Source organism: Xenorhabdus khoisanae, assembly GCF_001037465.1.
GTDB lineage: Bacteria > Pseudomonadota > Gammaproteobacteria > Enterobacterales > Enterobacteriaceae > Xenorhabdus > Xenorhabdus khoisanae.
Genome location: NZ_LFCV01000178.1, coordinates 19805 through 38897 on the forward strand (window position 1 = coordinate 19805; position 19093 = coordinate 38897).

Here is a 19093-nt window from a genome sequence, read left to right on the forward strand (position 1 = left end):
ATCACCTTATTATAGAATGATAATCTATAATTAATCTTCAGGACCTGACCATTGTAGCTGCTTTTTCATTTCATCTGGAGCCAGATCAAAAAGCATTTTGATTCGTTCTTTATGAAATTGATAATTTGCGCACATCTTACTATTAGCATTTTCTAAATAATATCTGGCCTGATTATTTAAAAAATAAATATCGTGACGACTCATTTCTGTTCAATATATATATCAACACGGTTCATGATGCTACCTTAAGCATAAAAATTATCTTCTCTTGAGAAAATGTATGTTGTACAGTTAAATAACTATAATAGATATTCCTATAAGTATTATAGGATTTTATGATCAAATATAAAAATAAGGATAATATGTTTTCATATAAAAATAATTCAATCAGAGCAAATTACACTGATGAATATATCAGAGTATACCAAGCTTATTCCGATTCAATCGCTGACAGTGCTATCCAAAACAGTACTTTTGTTTCCCCTCCTTTCAGTATGACCCGCATGACATGGATTAAACCTTCCTTTTTATGGATGATGTACCGCTCCGGTTGGGCAAAAAAAGATGAAGGGCAGAAACGAATTCTGGCGATTGACCTGACACATGAAGGGTTCAAAGAAATTATCCAACAAGGTGTGGTCAGCCATTTTGATCCTAAACTGTTCGGTTCAACGGAAGCATGGAAAAAGGAAGTGCAGAGCAGCGATGTTGTGATTCAGTGGGATCCAGAACGGGATATTTCATTGAATAAATTGGAACAGAGAACGATACAAATCGGTTTGCGTAATCAAGCCGTTGAAAGCTATGTCAATCATTGGATTATTAAGATCAGCGATGTGACTGAACAAGCACATGAAATTCATGATCTAGTGAAAAAGAATAATCTGGATATGGCTAAATCATTGCTACCGGAAGAGAGAATATATCTGGGGTAAAATCAATAGATTATTTATTCAGTAACAAAAGTTGATGGAACAATGAATTAGAATTATTTCCCATGTTCCTATGGGAAATAATTCGTATAAAACAGTTCTCAAGTTTACTATAGAATTTGATTGGGAAATTCTAATAAATGCGTTCCTCTCTGATATTGATATTGATATTGATATTGATATTGATATTGATATTGATATGGGTATTCATTTATCATCCAAGTTTGTATCAAATAGCATTATTAAAAGTGTGATTATTGCTGTTGTTGTACACAATATGGTTAATCTGAACTAATACAGGCTCATTACTTATAATCGACAGTGAAGGTGGCTGTGGCATTAACGCTACCGGCAATAACGATATTACTGGTTTGGTAATACTGTGCCTTATATGACAATGGCTTAGAGGAATTTATCGTACCAAGAGCCTGCTGTTCACCAAACTTCACAGGATTGCCTTTGTCATCTAACACCTGAATGCCGATCCCTGTTGCTGATGAGGTTGAATCAGCATTTATCACTCCATTTGTATTAGTCTTTCCCGGCTCCCAGGTAATATTCGCGTTAGGGGATCCTTTGCATTGCACATTAATCTCGAAAGAACGTCCACCGGCGGTATCACCTATGTTTTTAAAGTGACTTTTTAATACGGCTCCTATCTGAACACTAACAATCGGTGTGGTTATTTCACAAGATCTTGCCGTGATGTTAAAAGAAGGGATTTTATAAGTGAAAACCGTATTGTGTTCTTTATCAGCAGCCATCGTTATTATTATTTCATTGACTGTTCCTGATTGAACATCTTTATCGATCTCTATATAAAATTTACTGCTCAATGTTCTTCCTCTTGCTCCGTAGCCGATCCCTCTTGAGCTGTTCAAAACCATAACCTGACTCACTACACCATCAGGTTGGAGTGTCCATTTAAATCTGACACCTGGAAGACTGGTTTCATAAGAGCCATTTTTGAGGGAACCTACATTTACTCCAGTAATGGATTTTACGTATATATGCTGCTCTCTTACGTTGCACTTTATCTTAGTCCCGTTATTGGAGGCATATTTTGTTTTTGGCAAATTTTTATAGTCAACATAAATATCATCAAATTTGACTATTTTCTGCGTACTATCAGCTTTACATACTGCTATAACCCGCGTTGAATAACTTCCCGAGACAATAACAATTAATAATATCAATAAAAAGTTATTAGCTTTAATTTGAAAGTGATTATTACGTTCAAAATTAAACATGATAAATTCCTTTTAGTTGCGGCAATCAGCAATCAGGCGTAATACACCTGACTTTTCGGGCAGCACTGATAAATCTGTTTTTGCATGACATTGTTGACCCTTATTTTTTCCCCATTGTACTTTTATTTCTGTCTGCTCGGGGACAGCATTCAAATACAACTCACCGTCATCACCAACAATTCCGCTACTGTCACTGTTTGTTAACGCTGCGCTGGCACCGAAAGGTACAGGTTTGCCGTTGTAACGTAATGTCACCAATATACGGTGTCCTTGACGGACGCGAAAATCGGCAGCAACCACGGCACCGCGAGTCGGTACAATGTGTTGCACTGAATTGTCAAGGTCAACGCCATCAGCCAGCATTTCAGTATCCAGGGCAATCCGGTTGTAGGTATAAGGTTCGATCGACGGGATTACGGCATAGCCACGTGAATCCGTTTTAATTCCACTGTGATTTAAAATTTTTGTTTCTGCTGCACCAGCTGCTTTGACCAGTGCTACGGTCTCACCCAATGCTTGGGAAAATGTAATGCCGTTTTGATGGGCGACAATACCGCCAGACAGCCCGTAGTTAAGCGATTGGCTATTATCACTGTAGCTGTAGCCCAGATTCACACGGCCAGAAGAATGACTATATTCCAGCGAAGCACCACCGCTCGCCCCTTCCATATTATTGCTGTGCTCTCCGTGGATACTATATGACAAGGCATGATCGTCCAATGCGCTGCCACTCATCATCAGTTGTTGGTTTCCTCGGCTGTGGCCATTTCTATTAATGCTGTAAGTTACCCATCCATTAGGCAGCCACTGATCCAGTGGAATAGAAACGTTAAACGATACCTGTGTATCCTTACTCTTAATGGAGTCATGATTGGCATCGTAGGAAAGATTCAACCCATAACTGATCCCGGCAAGGTTAAAGTTATAACCTGCGGATAATGATTGGTTGGTGCCTTGTTTTCCCCAGTAATCTTGCTGATAGGCAGACACATAAATATTGCCAAAATTCCCCATCCCTTGGTTTAGGGTTAGCTGCAATTGGCTACGCTTATTTTGTGCGCTGCTGGCTTCTTTTCTTACTGAATATTCATTCGTCTCTGCAAATGAATAGTATTCTGGTGTGGAATAGCGATACCCGGCCAATGTCAGGGATGTCCCCGTTGTCTCGATACTTTTCGTATATTGGATTCGATATGATTGCCCTTGTTTATGTTCATTTTCCTGCAACCAGGCATCTGCTTGTGTCATATCCAGAGAGATCGCACCAAAATTACCTAAACCAATTCCCAGGCCAGCGTTAAACGCCCGGTAGTTTTCTGCTACCTGCATACCAGATAGCAAACTTAACCGATTGGAAAGTCCATAGATAAATGTCGCTTCGCTAAAATAAGGTTTATCAGTGTTGGTATTGGAATAACGGTAACGCCCTAGGGTAAGCTGATATTTTAATTGTCCTTCTCGCTGCATCATTGGTACTGATGAAAATGGTTGCAAAAATTTACGCTGCCGTCCGTCCTTTTCGGTGATCGTGACATCCAAATCACCGGAGCCGGAGGTTGAATAAAGATCCGTAATAACGAAAGGCCCCGGTGGAACATAGCTTTCGTAGATGACGTAATTATTTTGGCGAATCGTTACGCGCGCATTGGTTTGAGCAATACCACGGATAATTGGCGCAAATCCACGCTGGCTGCTGGGCAACATTAAGCTATCGGATGTTATAGAAGCACCGATAAACGGCACGCTTTCAAATATATCTCCTTCAGTAAAGGTTTCACCAAGAATTATTTGGCTTTTTAGTTCTGGAATGTCCCGTTGGATATAGCTGTTAATGGATGAAAAACGACTCTCACTTTTATTTTTTCCAGAATTATAGTCATAAACTGACTGATTCCTTATACGCCAGGCTCCGATATTTATTCCGCTTTGTAAGTTTAAAAAATAACTTTGGTTTTTTGTGTTTTTATTATAATTCTCCGATCCACTAAAATTATAGTCCATTAAAAATGCTGTCTCTCCATGTTGCCATAAATGTGGTGCCACAGTATCTCTGGCTTGATTATCCAATGCTGCTTGTGGAATACTGATATCCAGACGTTGCTCATAGAAATCAAATGAAGTTGATGCCTGTAGGATATACTTGCTAATATCATCAATAGCTTGTTCAGGAGAGAGTTTCATCAGCGCGGGAAAAGCTGACATTTTCACACCAAACTGTTTTAAATTATTGACCGTGAGTTGTGGAGACAGTTTTCCGTTTTTCAGTTTAATAAAATTAACCTGTTTTGTTTCTTTCTCTTTCCCGTTAAGAAATATGTTCACCTGGTACTGACCCGGTAATTGACCCCCGGGGGATGAGAATACGCTTAAATCAATCACCGATTGAGTATCATCTAATTCTAATGCTGATAATCGAAAATAGTCCTGTGCCGTGACGGGCAATGATAACAATACGAAAAAACATAAAATAAAGACTGAAAGCAAACATGTTGGCATAATTGTGCCGCCACTCGTTTTATATTTAATAAATATGATGTTTTGTCCCAAATATTTATCTTTTATCTTCTTTTTGAGGTAGGTTTTTACTTACCTCTTTGCTTATGCCACCATGACTGTTAATGCTATTCCAGCTGACTAAGCCTGATGATTCAGATGGCAGGACGAAATGCGCTACACCTTGTGGAGCGATCATGTCAGTACCTGTCAGGGTTTTCCCGGCTACTTTGAGCTGCCCGATGGTTACATAATAATTACTGGGGTTTTTGACCTCAAGTTGGTGACCAATACGACAAAACGTCAGCGTCTTATAAGCTTCTTCAGAATCACCTTCAATGCCTTCAGGCCGATAAAACAATTTGATTCGGGTTTTCACCGCAATCAATAAAGTATTCTGTTCGTTTTCTTGTACGGAAGGGATAGACTTCACATTAAGGTAAAAAACCGATTCCCTATCCTCAGGTAAATTACCGCCGATACGGACAATACGAAGAATATTTTCTTTGCCAGCATCCAAACGAAATAGAGGCGGCGTCACAATGAAAGGGGCTTTTTCTCCTTTTGAATCAGTACTGATAAAAGACTGAATTAAATAAGGCCGGCTTTCGTCAGAGTTTTTCACTGAAATTGAAGTTTCTTTTTTATTTCCTTTATAAATAACACGGGTTCCACCAATAGTTACACCCGCCCAGGATGGAGATATAAAAAACAATAAGAATATAAGTGTTATTTTTTTTGTTACCATATACGATGTAAACATTTTTTATTTTATCTTTCACTATTACATGATTATTTATGATGTAAATAGCTCTTGGCCGCAGCCATAAAAATACCTCTGCGGCTAGGGAATAAATATTTATAAATAATTAATTTTTATTTGTAATTTATCTGAAAATTAAGTGTGGCCTCGGCCTTTCCGGATTTAGTTGGTTGTCCATTAGATACATAAGCCACTTGTAAAGGTATTTCCATATCAGTCTTGTTGATTGGAATTCCTGGCAGCGTAGGAGAGGAAGAAAGATCTATCTGCTGACCTGTGCTGTTATAAATACCAATGCCAATTCCGGTTGCGCCTGTTCCAGAAAGTGTATCTAATGCTAATAGCTTTCCATCGGTGGTATCCGCTGTATTCCCAGAAAATGTGGTTTCCATGGTAAGAGGTGTAGTAGTAACAGGGCACCCAGTTAAATTGATCTTAAAAGGCTTTTTGCTCCCCGTAACTTCCTCTCCTTTTTTTAGTATATTACTTCTGAGATATGTCCCCATGTCCACAGCATTGCTAGAAGCTTGAATATTACAAGTGGATTCTACAATGTTCCCGGAGAATTTTACTGACCCAGTTGTTACCGGAAGGGCCGCATAAGAAATACTACTTACTGAAACCAATATTACAGCAATAAAAGATGAAACTAAAATATTTTTCATTTACATATCCATAACAATCATAATATAAAACTACTTATTATGTATAACGCAAAATAATAACGCGTTATAATAAAAAGATTTCGTGCACAGTATCCTGTGTGCAGAAGAAAAATTTACCTTATGAATCAAAAAAGATCAACAAAACAATCGATATTTACGATCAATTAACAATATATTGATAGGAATTATCAATCAAGAAAAGTTAAAGAATTTGAGAAGACCATTGATACTCATTTTATGATTCTAAAACCACCTCTCAAGAGGTAGGTAATAATAATTATCACTAATATAATGAGAGTTATTTTCGTTTTGTCAGGGTGGGAAAAATACAGATACACAGAAACAGACCCCTTATCATTACCAATAAACCAAGAGGTCTGTAGAGCTTACTGCTTAGGCAGTAACCGAATGATCAAACGCTAATCTTATGGCCTGATAGCGCTGAATTATGACGTGCCTGCCCATCAGCACCATAAAGAGAAGGGCTGTGGTGACTTTTCAGAAAAGCAATTGCCTTACTATTCAGCTCAATATGCTGATCCAGCAAAAATCCATTGTGTGCATTTAAATCATGGATACGTTCAACCGTCTGACCAATTTGCTCCCACAATATCGCCAGTCTTTCATGGTCAGCATAAGGCTCATTTATTTTCAGCGTTTCGTTTAGTTGCTGGCGCTTTCGTTCTGCGTGATCAAGTGCTGAAAGCAAAAATGCCTTTTGCTCCGTGACTCGATGTAAATGATTCGCTTCAATAAAACCTTCGCTTAATATGCGCTGTTCTTCTGCCATCGTTTGCGAAAGCGAATTTAAATGCGCACTTTGCTGTTCAAGCAAGAGTTGAAGTTCTTCCATTTATGGCTCTTTATGAATTTGATGGTTTATTTATCATATTCCATATTTTCAAGGGCTTCTCTGAGTAGGGCATCAGCAATTTTACCGCTGTCCATCGTCAGTGTTCCCTGTGCAATGGCTTCTTTCAGTTGTTGTACTTTCTGGATATTAATATCCTGGCTACTTGGCTGGACGAGCTTTTTTTGCGCTTCGCTCAGTTTGACTTGCGTATCGGCGCTTTTTTCTGCGACAGCCACAGTTCTTCGAGTGATCTGAGCCCCTTCATTGGCATTGCGTTGCTGTAAAGCAGCCATAGCCAGTAGAGGTTGAGTGCGTTCAATACTCATAATCGTAATCCTTTAATCAGGCATTATCTATTTGTCTTAGGTAGCAGGCGATATACCGCTGGCATGCCTGTAAAATCATGGTCTGTTGGTTATATCGGCTTGAAGAAATAAAACTTTAGCCATTTATAACATCATTTTTACACTACCATTTTCTTGGGCTTTACCAGTAATAACCTGCCCAGAATCTAAGCGGACACGGATATTATCAAAACTCGCGGCGTTGTTAATCGCTTTTCCTTCGTAACGCACCTGAAAATGGTGTCCATCTACGGTGACGACCACATTTTGTCCAGCTTTAATCGCCCATGGACGCCGAATCATATTGCGTGTGATGAATTGTCCGGCAGGTATGTTGCGGATAGCAATACCATTTTGTATGGCCTTACTGTTACGGATTATGTCGTTTGGCAGCTTATCTAAAGATCCCGTTTTTATTTGAAAATCTTTTTCTGTCAGTACTGTATTACGATTAATGGCTCGCTTAGAAACTAAATAAGGGCCAATGACGTTGACGTAGACCTGAATAAATCGGCGTTGTTGACCACAAGTCACCGGGATAGAAAGATTGCCCCAATTTTTGTTGCCAAGTGACGGCTGTATTTCAGGAAATTCACAAGTCGGCCAATGTTGCTCAGGCGTTTTGATTTCCACCGTGATTTTATGACCCGGTGTGTGATGAATCTGCCTGAAATAATCATTTATTGATTGCGGTAGATTGCTCCCCCAAACTAAAGATGGACTAAAAAATAAATTAAGGAAAATGGCAAGGAGTCCGATAAGTTTTAATGCCGACATGTCATCACCTTAACCCGGTTAGCGAACCATGATTTCAAAAAATATTCAGTACCTGTTGGATGTTAATAGTGTAACTCGATTGATTATTCGTTAATGGGATAAATAGCAATTCAATTTGTTTCTATTCTTCGAATCACCTTTTTCTTCTGGGTTTATTCTGTTAGCTGCTTAGAGCTTATACCTGGCAGATTTCACGAACAAACCCGAGGGAGGAATATGCTCGATAAATTAGATGCCGCCTTTCAATTTCGACAAGAAGCGCTGGCACTCCGCAACCAGCGGCAGGAAATTTTGTCTGCCAACATCGCCAATGCGGATACCCCTGGCTATCAGGCGCGTGATATCGATTTTGCTGCTCAACTGAAAAAGGTAATGGCACATGGTCGTGTAACGGGGAATGGAATTGGGCTAACTCTGACTTCCGATCGACATATTCCCGTTCAGCCTCAAAAACGTCTGGAGATGGACCTGCTGTATCGGGTGCCATACCAGACGGCAATGGATGGAAATACCGTTGACATGGATATGGAACGCAGCAATTTCGCAGATAACAGCCTGAAATATCAGGCCGAACTTACTATGACGAATTCGCAGATTAAAAGCATGATGTCAGTTCTACAGTCACAAGGATAATGGGAATGTCTCTACTCAGTATTTTTGATATTGCCAGCTCTGCGCTTTCCGCTCAGTCCCAGCGACTGAACGTCAGCGCCAGCAATATGGCGAATGCCGACAGCATCGTAGGGCCGGATGGCGAGCCTTACCGGGCCAAGCAGGTTGTATTCCGCGTTGCTGCACCAGCAGGGCAGGAAATAGGCGGCGTTCGTGTCAGTGAAGTGGTGGATGATCCCACGCCTTTCCGTCTCGAATATCAACCGGGCAACCCGATGGCCGATGAAAAAGGCTACGTTCGTATGCCGAATGTGGATGTTGTCGGGGAAATGGTCAATACCATCTCCGCTTCCCGTAGCTATCAGGCGAACGTTGAAGTGCTTAATACCACTAAGTCCATCATGTTGAAAACGCTGACATTAGGCCAGTAACAGGAATGTCGTTATGGGAATCACCTCTTCAATTAATGAATCATTGGATAATTCAACAGTAGGCGAGCTCGCTTCCAAGACTCAAATAAAGCAACAAAGCAGCGGCGATATTAAAGATAACTTCCTGAAGATATTGGTCGCACAGCTCGAGAACCAAGATCCAACCGAACCAATGAAAAACAGTGAGTTAACCTCTCAGATTGCACAGATCAGTACCGTTCACGGTATAGAAGAACTCAATAAAACACTGGGAACCGTTGTCGGGCAGATGGGCAACAATCAGGCAATGCAAACAACCATGCTGATTAATCGTGGTGTTATGGTACCCGGCGATAAAATTTTAGTCGGCTACAGTGAAAAAGACATCAGCACATCGCGAATTGGCTTTGAGCTGACCCGACCTGCCGATAACGTAAAAATAACCATCAAAGATAAGAATGGGGCGGTAGTTCGGGAATTGGACTTCGGTAAATGCAATGCCGGTGTCCATAATTACAAATGGGATGGTAAAGACGCAGATGGCAAGGAGGTGGAAATCGGTGCTTATAGTTTCACTGTTTCCGCAAGCTATCAAGATCAGGCGTTAGTGACACATCCGCTGAATTATGCCGTAGTCAACGGCGTCATGCGGGGTGAGGATGGCACTAAATTAGATTTAGGGCTGGCGGGAACGGTAACCATGGATCAAGTTCGTCAGATTCTTTAATTAAACGGAGGACATATGTCTTTTTCACAAGCGGTCAGTGGCTTGAATGCCGCAGCGAGTAACCTGGATGTTATTGGTAATAACATTGCAAACTCAGCGACATTTGGCTTTAAATCCAGCTCCGCTTCCTTTGCGGACGTTTTCAGCGGCTCAGAAGTGGGCTTGGGTGTTAAGGTTTCTGGCATGGTTCAGAACTTTAAAGACGGCTCAACCACCACAACTAACCGCCAGTTGGATATGGCAATCACACAAGGCGGTTTTTTCCGCATGGAAGATTCCAACGGTAATATTTTCTATTCCCGTAACGGTCAGTTCAAAATGGATTCAGACCGTAACCTGATCAATATGCAGGATATGAAACTGACGGGTTATCCGGCGGTGAACGGAGTCATTCAGCAAGGTGGCGCAGTGGGGCCGATTTCGATTCCAACGGCAATGATGGACGCGAAAGCAACGAGCAAAATTTCGTTGTCGGCTAACCTGAACGCAACGGAGAAAGCCATCACAGAAAAACTGAATCCAGGCGAGAAAGATACGTTTAATTTCGGTACGCCCGTGCCAGTTTTCGATAGCTTGGGTAATCAGCACGATCTCAATGTGTTTTTTGTTAAAACAGAAAATAATAAATGGAAAGTTCATGCCCAGGATACTTCTGTAGTAGGTTCTAAAGCTCAAGAATTGGGTGAGTTGTCATTCAATACAAGTGGTCAAATGGAAGCTATTGCTCCATTCACATTTAACATGCCAGCACTGAATGGTTCTGCTGCTTCAGACATCACCATTGATTTAAATGGAAGTAAGCAGCAGAGTCTTGCACAAAATTCTACCAACAATCCAAAACAAGATGGTTATGCCGCAGGTTATTTCACCAAGTACAGTGTAGATAATGACGGTAAAATCTTCGGTACTTATTCCAACGGAAAAAATCAGGTACTGGGTCAGGTGGTACTGGCAAACTTTGCCAACCCTGAAGGTCTGACTGCACAAGGCGATAATACCTGGGCAGAATCCGGAGCATCAGGCAGCCCGGTTGTGGGACTCGCAGGTTCAGGCAACTTCGGTAAGCTGTTAAGCGGTGCGCTGGAAGCTTCTAACGTAGATATGAGCCAAGAGCTGGTCAATATGATCGTCGCCCAGCGTAACTATCAATCCAACGCCCAGACCATCAAAACGCAGGACCAAATTCTGCAAACACTGGTCAGCATGCGTTAATAAGCTCAGGCGGATAGCTTTATGGATCACGTCATTTATACCGCTATGGGAGCTGCGCGCCAAACGCTGGAGCATCAGGCTGTCACTGCCAACAATCTGGCCAATGCGTCAACACCGGGCTTCAAGGCCCAGCTTGCTGCATTGCGTGCTGTACCGATTGAAGGTGAAACCCTGCCAACGCGTACATTGACCGTTGCCTCCACCCCCGGCATGGATAGCCGTCAGGGACCCATGAATTATACCTCCCGCCCGTTGGATGTGGCTGTCGGACAAGGTGGTTATCTGGCCGTTCAGCTCGAAGACGGGACGGAAGCCTATACCCGCAACGGTAATATCCAAATTTCACCTGAAGGGCAACTGATGGTGCAGGGGCGCATGTTGATGGGCGAAAACGGGCCGATTGATGTTCCGCCACAGGCTGAACTGACCATCGCGGCTGATGGTGCCATCTCTGCTTTGATTGCCAGCGATCCGCCAACCTTGTTGGGACAGATTGGCAAGCTGAAAATCGTCAAACCGGAAGCCAGTCAAGTGGTGCGGGGCGACGATGGATTGTTCCATTTAACGCCAGAGGCGCGGGAACAGCAGGGCAATGAACTGGCGGCCAGCACAGAAGTGAAAATCATGCCGGGTGTACTGGAAGGCAGCAATGTTAATCCGGTGGAAAGCATGGTGAACATGATAGCCAACGCGCGTCGCTTTGAGATGCAGATGAAAGTCATACACAGTTCCGATGAAAACGCACAGCGGGCTAATCAGATTCTCGCTATGAGCTAATCGGGGGAGGATAACTTCATGATCCGATCTTTATGGATTGCTAAGACTGGGCTGGATGCTCAGCAAACAAATATGGATGTCATTGCCAACAACCTGGCAAACGTCAGCACCAATGGTTTTAAACGCCAGCGCCCGGTATTTGAAGATTTGCTCTATCAAACTGAACGTCAGCCGGGCGCAATGTCGTCTGAACAGACTAACCTGCCATCGGGATTGCAGATTGGTACGGGTGTGCGTCCGGTGGCAACTGAACGTTTGCACAGTCAGGGCAATCTGGCGCAGACCAATAACAGCAAAGATGTAGCCATCAAGGGACAGGGTTTCTTCCAGATCCAGTTGCCTGATGGCACAACCGGCTATACCCGTGATGGTTCATTTCAGAAGGATCAGAACGGTCAGTTGGTCACTGCTGGTGGTTTTCACGTCGTACCTGCAATCATCATTCCGGACAATGCCACCAAACTCAGTATTGCCAGTGACGGGATCGTCAGCGTAAACGTGCAGGGGCAAAATGCACCGCAGCAGATTGGGCAATTGACACTGACCACGTTCATTAATGAGAGCGGTTTGGAAAGCATCGGTGAAAACTTGTATCTGGAAACCAACAGCTCCGGTGTTCCCGTGGAAAATGCACCGGGCATCAATGGCGCCGGATTGCTCTATCAAGGCTACGTTGAAACCTCTAACGTCAATGTGGCGGAAGAGCTGGTCAATATGATTCAGGTTCAGCGAGCCTACGAAATCAACAGCAAAGCGGTATCAACGTCTGATCAGATGCTGCAAAAACTGACTCAGTTATAACCTAATCATTAATAGTGGAGGAATGTATTCTTCCACTATTTTTGCGATCAACTTAAGAGCATAGAAGATGGATACAATGCCTGTTGCCAAGAACTATTCCGGAAACCATGCTAAAAACCATGTCGCTTATGACTCCGTCGGTTTACGGAAAAACCAGGGAAATAAGTGGCGCATCAGCATATCTGTGGCGGTATTAACCCTGACGACCCTGACATTAGGGGGCTGCGCTTATATACCGCACAAACCGTTGGTGAAAGGGCAGACAACTGCAAAACCCACCGAATCACCAGCTCCCGCGCCAAATGGTTCTATTTTTCAGGTTGTCCAGCCGATCTATTATGGTTATCAACCCCTGTTTGAAGACCGACGCCCACGCAATATCGGTGATACGCTGACCATTATCCTGCAGGAAAACGTCAGTGCGAGCAAAAACTCCTCAGCCAATGCCAGCCGCAATGGTAAAACGGGTTTTGTTGCTGCTTTGACCCCTCGTTTCTTACAGGGATTGTTAGGCGGTGAAAAAACCGATTTGGGCATGGAAGGTAACAACGAGTTTGGTGGCAAGGGTGGGGCAAATGCCAACAATACATTCAGGGGCACGATCACTGTGACCGTGAATAACCTGCTGGCAAACGGCAACCTGCATGTCGTAGGGGAAAAACAGATCGCCATCAATCAGGGAACAGAATTCATTCGCTTCTCTGGCGTGGTGAATCCGCGCACTATCACCGGCAACAATACAGTGAGTTCCAATCAGGTTGCAGATGCTCGTATTGAGTATGTGGGTGATGGCTATATCAACGAAGCACAGCATATGGGCTGGTTACAACGTTTCTTTATAAATATCTCACCGTTTTAAAAGAGGATGGTTAGGATGAAAAAATTAGTCGCCAGCCTTTTTACGCTCTTGCTGGTACTGTTCAATACGTTTGCGTCTGCCAGCGCTTTTGCGGAACGCATTCGTGATCTGACGACCATTGAAGGTGTCAGGGATAACGCACTGATTGGCTATGGTTTGGTCGTCGGATTGGATGGAACGGGTGACCAAACCATGCAGACGCCTTTCACAACCCAAAGCTTGAACAATATGTTGTCACAGTTGGGAATTACTGTGCCGTCCGGTACTAATATGCAGCTTAAAAATGTGGCTGCCGTGATGGTGACAGCAAAGCTGCCACCCTTTGCGCGTTCAGGACAAAACATTGACATTGTGGTGTCCTCATTGGGGAATGCCAAGAGCTTACGTGGCGGCACATTGCTGATGACACCCTTAAAAGGGGTGGATAATCAGGTCTACGCGCTGGCTCAGGGAAATATCCTCGTGGGGGGCGCGGGGGTGAGCGCCGGTGGTAACAGCATTAAAATCAATCAGCTTGCAGGTGGGCGCATCTCTAATGGTGCAGTCATTGAACGGGAATTGCCGACCCAATTCGGCCAGAAAAGCACGTTGAATCTGCAATTGAATGATGACGATTTCAGTTTGGCTCAACAAATTAGTGATGTAATCAACCGGTTGAAAGGAACAGGAACAGCAACACCGCTGGATTCTCGTACCGTTCAGTTGCGTCTGCCAATAGAAAACAGCGAGCAGGTTAAATTTCTGTCACAAGTTCAGAACTTAAATATTCGTGTTAATGATGGCGATGCCAAAGTGATTTTCAACTCCCGCACCGGTTCAGTGGTCATGAACCGCAATGTGACATTAGATAGCTGTGCGATTGCTCACGGTAGCCTGTCTGTCACTGTTGAACGTCAAACAGCGGTCAATCAGCCTGATACGCCATTGGCGGGGGGAAGTACCGTCGTGAGCCGTAATACGGGCGTTGGTATTCAGGAACAGGGTGGTGCATTGCAGAAAGTCAATGCCAGCGCGAACCTGACCCAGGTTGTACGTGCGTTGAACGCGCTGGGTGCAACACCAACCGATTTAATGTCGATTTTGCAGGCGATGGAGAGCGCAGGCTGTCTGCGTGCGAAACTGGAGATTATCTGATGAATGACTTTCTGACGATGCCCAATGCTGCTTACGATGTTAACTCGCTGCATTCACTGAAAGCGAAACTGTCACAGGAACCACAACAAGGGCTACGTCAGGTAGCCCAACAACTTGAAGGCGTTTTCGTTCAGATGATGCTGAAAAGTATGCGTTCCTCGTTGCCGCAGGATGGCATTCTGAGCAGCGACCAGACCCGTTTTTATACTTCGATGTACGATCAGCAAATTGCTCAGGACCTTTCCCAGAAGGGATTGGGGTTTGCTGACATGATTGTTAAGCAGTTCTCTGACTCGAATAATATGCCCAGTGAATTGGCGGGCACTACGCCGATGCCGCTGGATAATGAAATTCTGCACACATTGCCGAGGCAGGCATTGGAGCAGTTTATGCGCCGGTCGATACCTGACAATTCCTCTTCGGCCTTCTCTAATGGCTCAGTTCAGTCGAAGCCATTGCCAATGAACAGCGCCGGCTTTGTTTCCATGCTCTCCTTACCGGCACAGTTAGCAAGCCGGCAAAGCGGCATTCCTCATTTATTGATTATTGCACAGGCCGCGCTGGAATCCGGTTGGGGGCAACGAGAAATTCTGACCGCAGAAGGCAAGCCGAGTCATAACCTGTTCGGCATCAAAGCGGGCAAGCACTGGAAAGGGCCTGTCACTAATATCATGACGACGGAATACATTGATGGTGAATCGAAGAAAATGCAGGACAGCTTCCGTGTGTATGGCTCTTATGTCGAAGCGATAACGGATTACGTCAAATTGCTGACGGAAAACCCCCGCTACGCGAAAGTAGCGCAATCCACGACGGCAGAACAGGGCGCGTACTCCTTGCAGGATGCAGGATATGCTACCGATCCCGGCTATGCGAAAAAATTAGTGTCACTGATCCAACAGTTAAAAAATACCGGTAACCAAATGGCAAAAGCCTATGCCTATGATTTCGACAGTCTGTTTTAAACGATAGTAGAAAAATCAAGCGCATTTGTGCTCAAGGAACAGTGAGAAGTGCCGATAACTGTAACAGTGAATGACCTCCCATAGATGGAGGATTAAAGAAAACGTAAAAGGATCTACACATGTCCAATAGTCTTATGAATACTGCCATGAGTGGTATTAATGCCGCGCAGGTGGCAATGAGTGTAGTGAGTAATAACATTGCCAACGTTAAAAACACGGACTATAGCCAACAGACTACCGTAATGACTCAAAATAATGGAACCATGTCGCCAGTGGGTTTTATCGGCAATGGTGTGGTTGTCAAATCCATCAATCGTGAATACAGTGACTTCACCACTAAACTACACAATGAAGCACAAACGAAACATGCTGCACTGAAGTCTTATAACGAGCAGATCAAAAAAATCAACAACTTGTTGGCAGATAAAGACACCAGCCTGTCCAACTCAATCGAAGAAGTTTTCAAAAATATGAAAGCGGTTGAGGGGGGGGCGGAAGACAGCGCTGCCAGAACAACTGTGCTGGAAACAGCAAAAGGTTTGGTCAATCGATTCAAAGAAGCCGATGACTATTTGCGTCAGATAGACGGCAGTATCAATTCTCAAATTGAACTAAATGTTCAAGATATCAACAAATACGCGGAAGAAATTGCCAAGCTGAACAATGAAATTACGCGTATGCGTGGTATAGGCACGGGTGAACCGCTGGCATTGCTGGATAAGCGTGATGAAGCCGTTAGCCTCTTAAACCAACTGATCGAAGTCAATGTGGTTCAGCAGGATCGCGGAATTTATAACGTCTCATTCGGTGGCGGTATGACACTGGTATCGGGCAATAAATCCTACCAACTGGAAGCTATTCCTTCCGGCACTGACAGCGGCCGCATCACACTGGGTTACAATAATGGCGTAGCGGGGACCAAAGAGATCGATGAACGTTTTATCTCTCAAGGTGCACTGGGCGGCGTATTACAAGTGCGCAGGGAAGTGGTGGATTCAACGCGCAATGAATTGAACCAACTGGCGCTGGTGATGGCGGATCAATTCAATCAGGTACAACACAGTGGTTTTGATCTGGAAGGCGAGAAAGGTGTTGATTTCTTTACCTTCACTAAGCCTGAAGTCATTGCCAACAGTAAAAATAAAGGTTCGGCTGACATTACAGTGGAATATGCTGATACCACTAAGGTCAAAGCCAGTAACTACACCCTCAAATTTGAAGGGGGAGACTGGAAAGTTCAGCGCGCCTCTGACAGGGCGATTATCCCTGTGAAAAAAAACGGCGATACGCTGGAATTCGACGGTCTGAAAGTCAAAATTGATTCGGCTAAGGCAGAAAATAACGACAACTATATGCTGAAAACGGTCAGCAACGTTGTGACATCCTTAGAGGTGAATCTGAAAAATGCCGCCCAATTGGCGACTTCCGATGCCGAAAATTCCGGCCAAAGTAATAACAACAATGCGAAAAAATTCCTTGAATTGCAGGATAAACGTTTAGTTGATGGCAAAGCTTCCCTTGCTGGTGGGTATGCCTCACTGGTCAGTAAAGTAGGCAGCGCGGCGAATAAAGCTCAGGTCAGCACAGAAACGCAGAAGCATATTGTTAAGCAAATTAATTCAGATCGTGAATCGATTTCTGGCGTCAATATGGACCAAGAATACGGCAAATTGCAACGTCTACAACAATACTATTTGGCAAATGCTCGCGTGATCCAAACCGCAAATACTTTGTTCGACGCGATTTTGGGTATTCGCTAATCACTACTTGGTTGAAGATAAAAAGGAAATAATATTGTGCGTGTAAGTACGAATCAATTATACACTCAGAAAATGAATGGGATCTTTGATGCTCAATCTAAGTGGATGAAATCGAGTGAGCAGTTGTCCAGTGGTCGCCGGGTAATTAATCCGTCTGATGATCCTCTGGCGGCTTCGCAGAGTATCATGGTTTCTCAATCTGAGTCGAAAAACCAGCAGTTTGCCACAGGCCGCAACTTTGCCAAAAACACCATGTCTGCACAGTTGAATATTATCGACAATGTTGTAAACGTTACCAACAGTGTTTTTGAAACATGGGTGGCAGCGGCAGATAAGCAGAGCGATCAGGATCGTGCATCTTATGCAGAGCAGTTGAAAGGTCTTAAAAAAGAGTTACTGAATTTGAGTAACAAAACTGATGGCAATGGTCGTTATATTTTTGCTGGCTATAAAACGGATGTTCCTCCTTTCGTGGAAGATGAAAGTGGGAAGGTGAGCTATGTCGGTGGTGATCAAGAAATTACCCAGAAAGTAGACGATAACCGCTCAATGATTGTCGCCCATACCGGGCAGCAGGTATTCTTATCTCAGCCCAGCAACCCTATCAAAGAACCTGATGGTAAAACCAACAGTGAATCAGATATCTTTGCTTCTATTGATATGGCAATCAAGGCACTAGAGGTCTCGTACAGCACGGCGAGTGAGGACGAGAAAAAAGAAGCCGAGGAATTGATGAATAAGGCGAACCGTGGTATTCGCAATAGCCAGAACAACATTAATACCGTGCAAGCCGTGTTGGGTTTGCAGCTTCAGGAAATGGATAGGTTGGATGCACTTAGCAGTGAACGTAGCATGGCTAATAAAGTACGTCAGGGAGAATTAGTTGATGCTGATTGGGTAGCCACTATCTCTGATTACCAACAACAACAGGTGGCACTGCAAGCTTCCTTTATCGCGTTTACCAACTTAAAAGGTATGTCTCTGTTTGAGATGCAACGCTAATTAAGATTGGTATACTGTTTCCATTTCAAGCCCTTAGCTTCTTTTTCTGTAACATGGGGGAAGATAAGGGCTTATTTGTTTCCTTTATTTTGTCATTTTCCACTTATCCCACTTATCCCACTTATCCCACTTATTTCATTTATTCCACTTACTGGCAGTGTGCTCATTTCTGTTTTCTTTTTTTCTTTCATTTCCCTTCATGATTCAAGAGCCATTATCGTATTACTTCAATTTGTTGTTATCAGATTTGGCAGTTTCTCTATATTTTCAATATGTCTTCTGCATGAAACCTGATATTTTAAAAAGTCGCAAAGTGCAATTATTAAACAATTTTTGTATGGATAATGACTTGTAAATAAATAGCAATATAAAATAGATAAAAAGAATAAAAATTCTAAAATTGTAGTTTATGTCAATGAATTTTCCTTTATTTATAATTATGGTGAATGATTTGATGGAATATGCAGTAATCGACACGATTAAAACCAATTGTTTCCATGGCCCACAAAGGAAAGATGACCCGTTCTATAAGGCGTAAAGCCATCCTCATCCCTGATTAATTCCGATTTTTTTATTTAGGATATTATTTTATCTTGTGATCGAGATCTTATCTTTGATAGGAAAGAGAAATATCACATTAGCTTTTTTGATATAAACATTCTTGAATGTGCATTGGTGGCTTTTTGTCTAGGGATAGATCTCGTCTTACTATTGATGATAAGAATAAGTAAACATGAAAACTATAAGTATACTCTTT

The 19093-nt window shown here is 43.1% G+C and carries 20 protein-coding genes; 12 read left to right on the forward strand and 8 right to left on the reverse strand.

All coding sequences use genetic code 11. The features are described 5' to 3' along the window. Nucleotides 1-30: 30 nt before the first annotated feature. Entirely contained in the window at nt 31-204 is a 174-nt protein-coding gene (locus AB204_RS22905; protein ID WP_161796586.1) for a hypothetical protein, read from the reverse strand. Nucleotides 205-362: 158 nt separating this feature from the next. Between AB204_RS22905 and AB204_RS19275 the strand changes: the two genes are divergently transcribed. Beyond that, nucleotides 363-935: a DUF4291 domain-containing protein gene (locus AB204_RS19275; RefSeq protein WP_152671584.1), complete on the forward strand. Its 573-nt coding sequence runs from the start codon at nt 363-365 to the stop codon at nt 933-935. A 302-nt stretch (nt 936-1237) separates the two neighbouring features. Here the strand turns inward: AB204_RS19275 and AB204_RS20985 are convergent, their stop codons facing one another. From AB204_RS20985 to flgA, 7 genes are all read right to left on the reverse strand, one after another. Continuing rightward, a complete protein-coding gene (locus tag AB204_RS20985) occupies nt 1238-2182 on the reverse strand; it encodes a fimbrial protein (RefSeq protein WP_053067954.1) in 945 nt (314 codons plus the stop codon). A gap of 12 nt (nt 2183-2194) precedes the next feature. Then, complete coding sequence (locus tag AB204_RS19290; protein ID WP_047965010.1) at nt 2195-4678, reverse strand: fimbria/pilus outer membrane usher protein; 2484 nt, start codon at nt 4676-4678, stop codon at nt 2195-2197. 55 nt (nt 4679-4733) lie between these two features. After that, a complete protein-coding gene (locus AB204_RS19295; protein ID WP_047965026.1) occupies nt 4734-5423 on the reverse strand; it encodes a fimbrial biogenesis chaperone in 690 nt (229 codons plus the stop codon). A gap of 128 nt (nt 5424-5551) precedes the next feature. Beyond that, complete coding sequence (locus AB204_RS20990; protein ID WP_053067955.1) at nt 5552-6103, reverse strand: fimbrial protein; 552 nt, start codon at nt 6101-6103, stop codon at nt 5552-5554. A 412-nt stretch (nt 6104-6515) separates the two neighbouring features. Continuing rightward, nucleotides 6516-6956, reverse strand: a complete 441-nt coding sequence (locus AB204_RS19305; protein ID WP_047965011.1) for a flagella synthesis protein FlgN — start codon at nt 6954-6956, stop codon at nt 6516-6518. A gap of 26 nt (nt 6957-6982) precedes the next feature. Continuing rightward, complete coding sequence (gene flgM, locus AB204_RS19310; RefSeq protein ID WP_047965012.1) at nt 6983-7282, reverse strand: flagellar biosynthesis anti-sigma factor FlgM; 300 nt, start codon at nt 7280-7282, stop codon at nt 6983-6985. Nucleotides 7283-7405: 123 nt separating this feature from the next. Further along, complete coding sequence (gene flgA, locus AB204_RS19315) at nt 7406-8077, reverse strand: flagellar basal body P-ring formation chaperone FlgA (RefSeq protein ID WP_047965013.1); 672 nt, start codon at nt 8075-8077, stop codon at nt 7406-7408. 216 nt (nt 8078-8293) lie between these two features. Between flgA and flgB the strand changes: the two genes are divergently transcribed. The 11 genes from flgB to flgL all read left to right on the forward strand — a co-directional run bounded on the left by flgB (nt 8294) and on the right by flgL (nt 18336). After that, nucleotides 8294-8710 carry a flagellar basal body rod protein FlgB gene (flgB, locus tag AB204_RS19320; protein WP_047965014.1) on the forward strand — a complete coding sequence of 139 codons (417 nt, stop codon included), beginning with the start codon at nt 8294-8296 and terminating at the stop codon, nt 8708-8710. Between the two features lie 5 nt (nt 8711-8715). Continuing rightward, nucleotides 8716-9120 carry a flagellar basal body rod protein FlgC gene (gene flgC / locus AB204_RS19325; RefSeq protein WP_047965015.1) on the forward strand — a complete coding sequence of 135 codons (405 nt, stop codon included), beginning with the start codon at nt 8716-8718 and terminating at the stop codon, nt 9118-9120. A gap of 13 nt (nt 9121-9133) precedes the next feature. Further along, nucleotides 9134-9826, forward strand: a complete 693-nt coding sequence (locus AB204_RS19330) for a flagellar hook assembly protein FlgD (protein ID WP_047965016.1) — start codon at nt 9134-9136, stop codon at nt 9824-9826. Between the two features lie 15 nt (nt 9827-9841). After that, nucleotides 9842-11038: a flagellar hook protein FlgE gene (gene flgE, locus AB204_RS19335; RefSeq protein WP_047965017.1), complete on the forward strand. Its 1197-nt coding sequence runs from the start codon at nt 9842-9844 to the stop codon at nt 11036-11038. A gap of 21 nt (nt 11039-11059) precedes the next feature. Further along, nucleotides 11060-11815 carry a flagellar basal body rod protein FlgF gene (locus AB204_RS19340; protein WP_047965018.1) on the forward strand — a complete coding sequence of 252 codons (756 nt, stop codon included), beginning with the start codon at nt 11060-11062 and terminating at the stop codon, nt 11813-11815. Between the two features lie 18 nt (nt 11816-11833). Beyond that, the gene (gene flgG, locus AB204_RS19345; RefSeq protein ID WP_047965019.1) at nt 11834-12616 is read left to right on the forward strand and encodes a flagellar basal-body rod protein FlgG; all 783 of its coding nucleotides are present in this window, start codon (nt 11834-11836) and stop codon (nt 12614-12616) included. Nucleotides 12617-12683: 67 nt separating this feature from the next. After that, nucleotides 12684-13475, forward strand: coding sequence for a flagellar basal body L-ring protein FlgH (locus AB204_RS19350; protein WP_047965020.1), 792 nt, complete (start codon nt 12684-12686; stop codon nt 13473-13475). Nucleotides 13476-13490: 15 nt separating this feature from the next. Beyond that, entirely contained in the window at nt 13491-14609 is a 1119-nt protein-coding gene (locus tag AB204_RS19355; protein ID WP_047965021.1) for a flagellar basal body P-ring protein FlgI, read from the forward strand. Further along, nucleotides 14606-15574 carry a flagellar assembly peptidoglycan hydrolase FlgJ gene (gene flgJ / locus AB204_RS19360; protein WP_411354727.1) on the forward strand — a complete coding sequence of 323 codons (969 nt, stop codon included), beginning with the start codon at nt 14606-14608 and terminating at the stop codon, nt 15572-15574. The genes AB204_RS19355 and flgJ overlap by 4 nt, the downstream gene beginning before the upstream one ends. Before the next feature lie 119 nt (nt 15575-15693). After that, nucleotides 15694-17334 carry a flagellar hook-associated protein FlgK gene (flgK, locus tag AB204_RS19365; RefSeq protein WP_047965023.1) on the forward strand — a complete coding sequence of 547 codons (1641 nt, stop codon included), beginning with the start codon at nt 15694-15696 and terminating at the stop codon, nt 17332-17334. A 36-nt stretch (nt 17335-17370) separates the two neighbouring features. After that, a complete protein-coding gene (flgL, locus tag AB204_RS19370; protein WP_047965024.1) occupies nt 17371-18336 on the forward strand; it encodes a flagellar hook-associated protein FlgL in 966 nt (321 codons plus the stop codon). Nucleotides 18337-19093 lie beyond the last annotated feature (757 nt).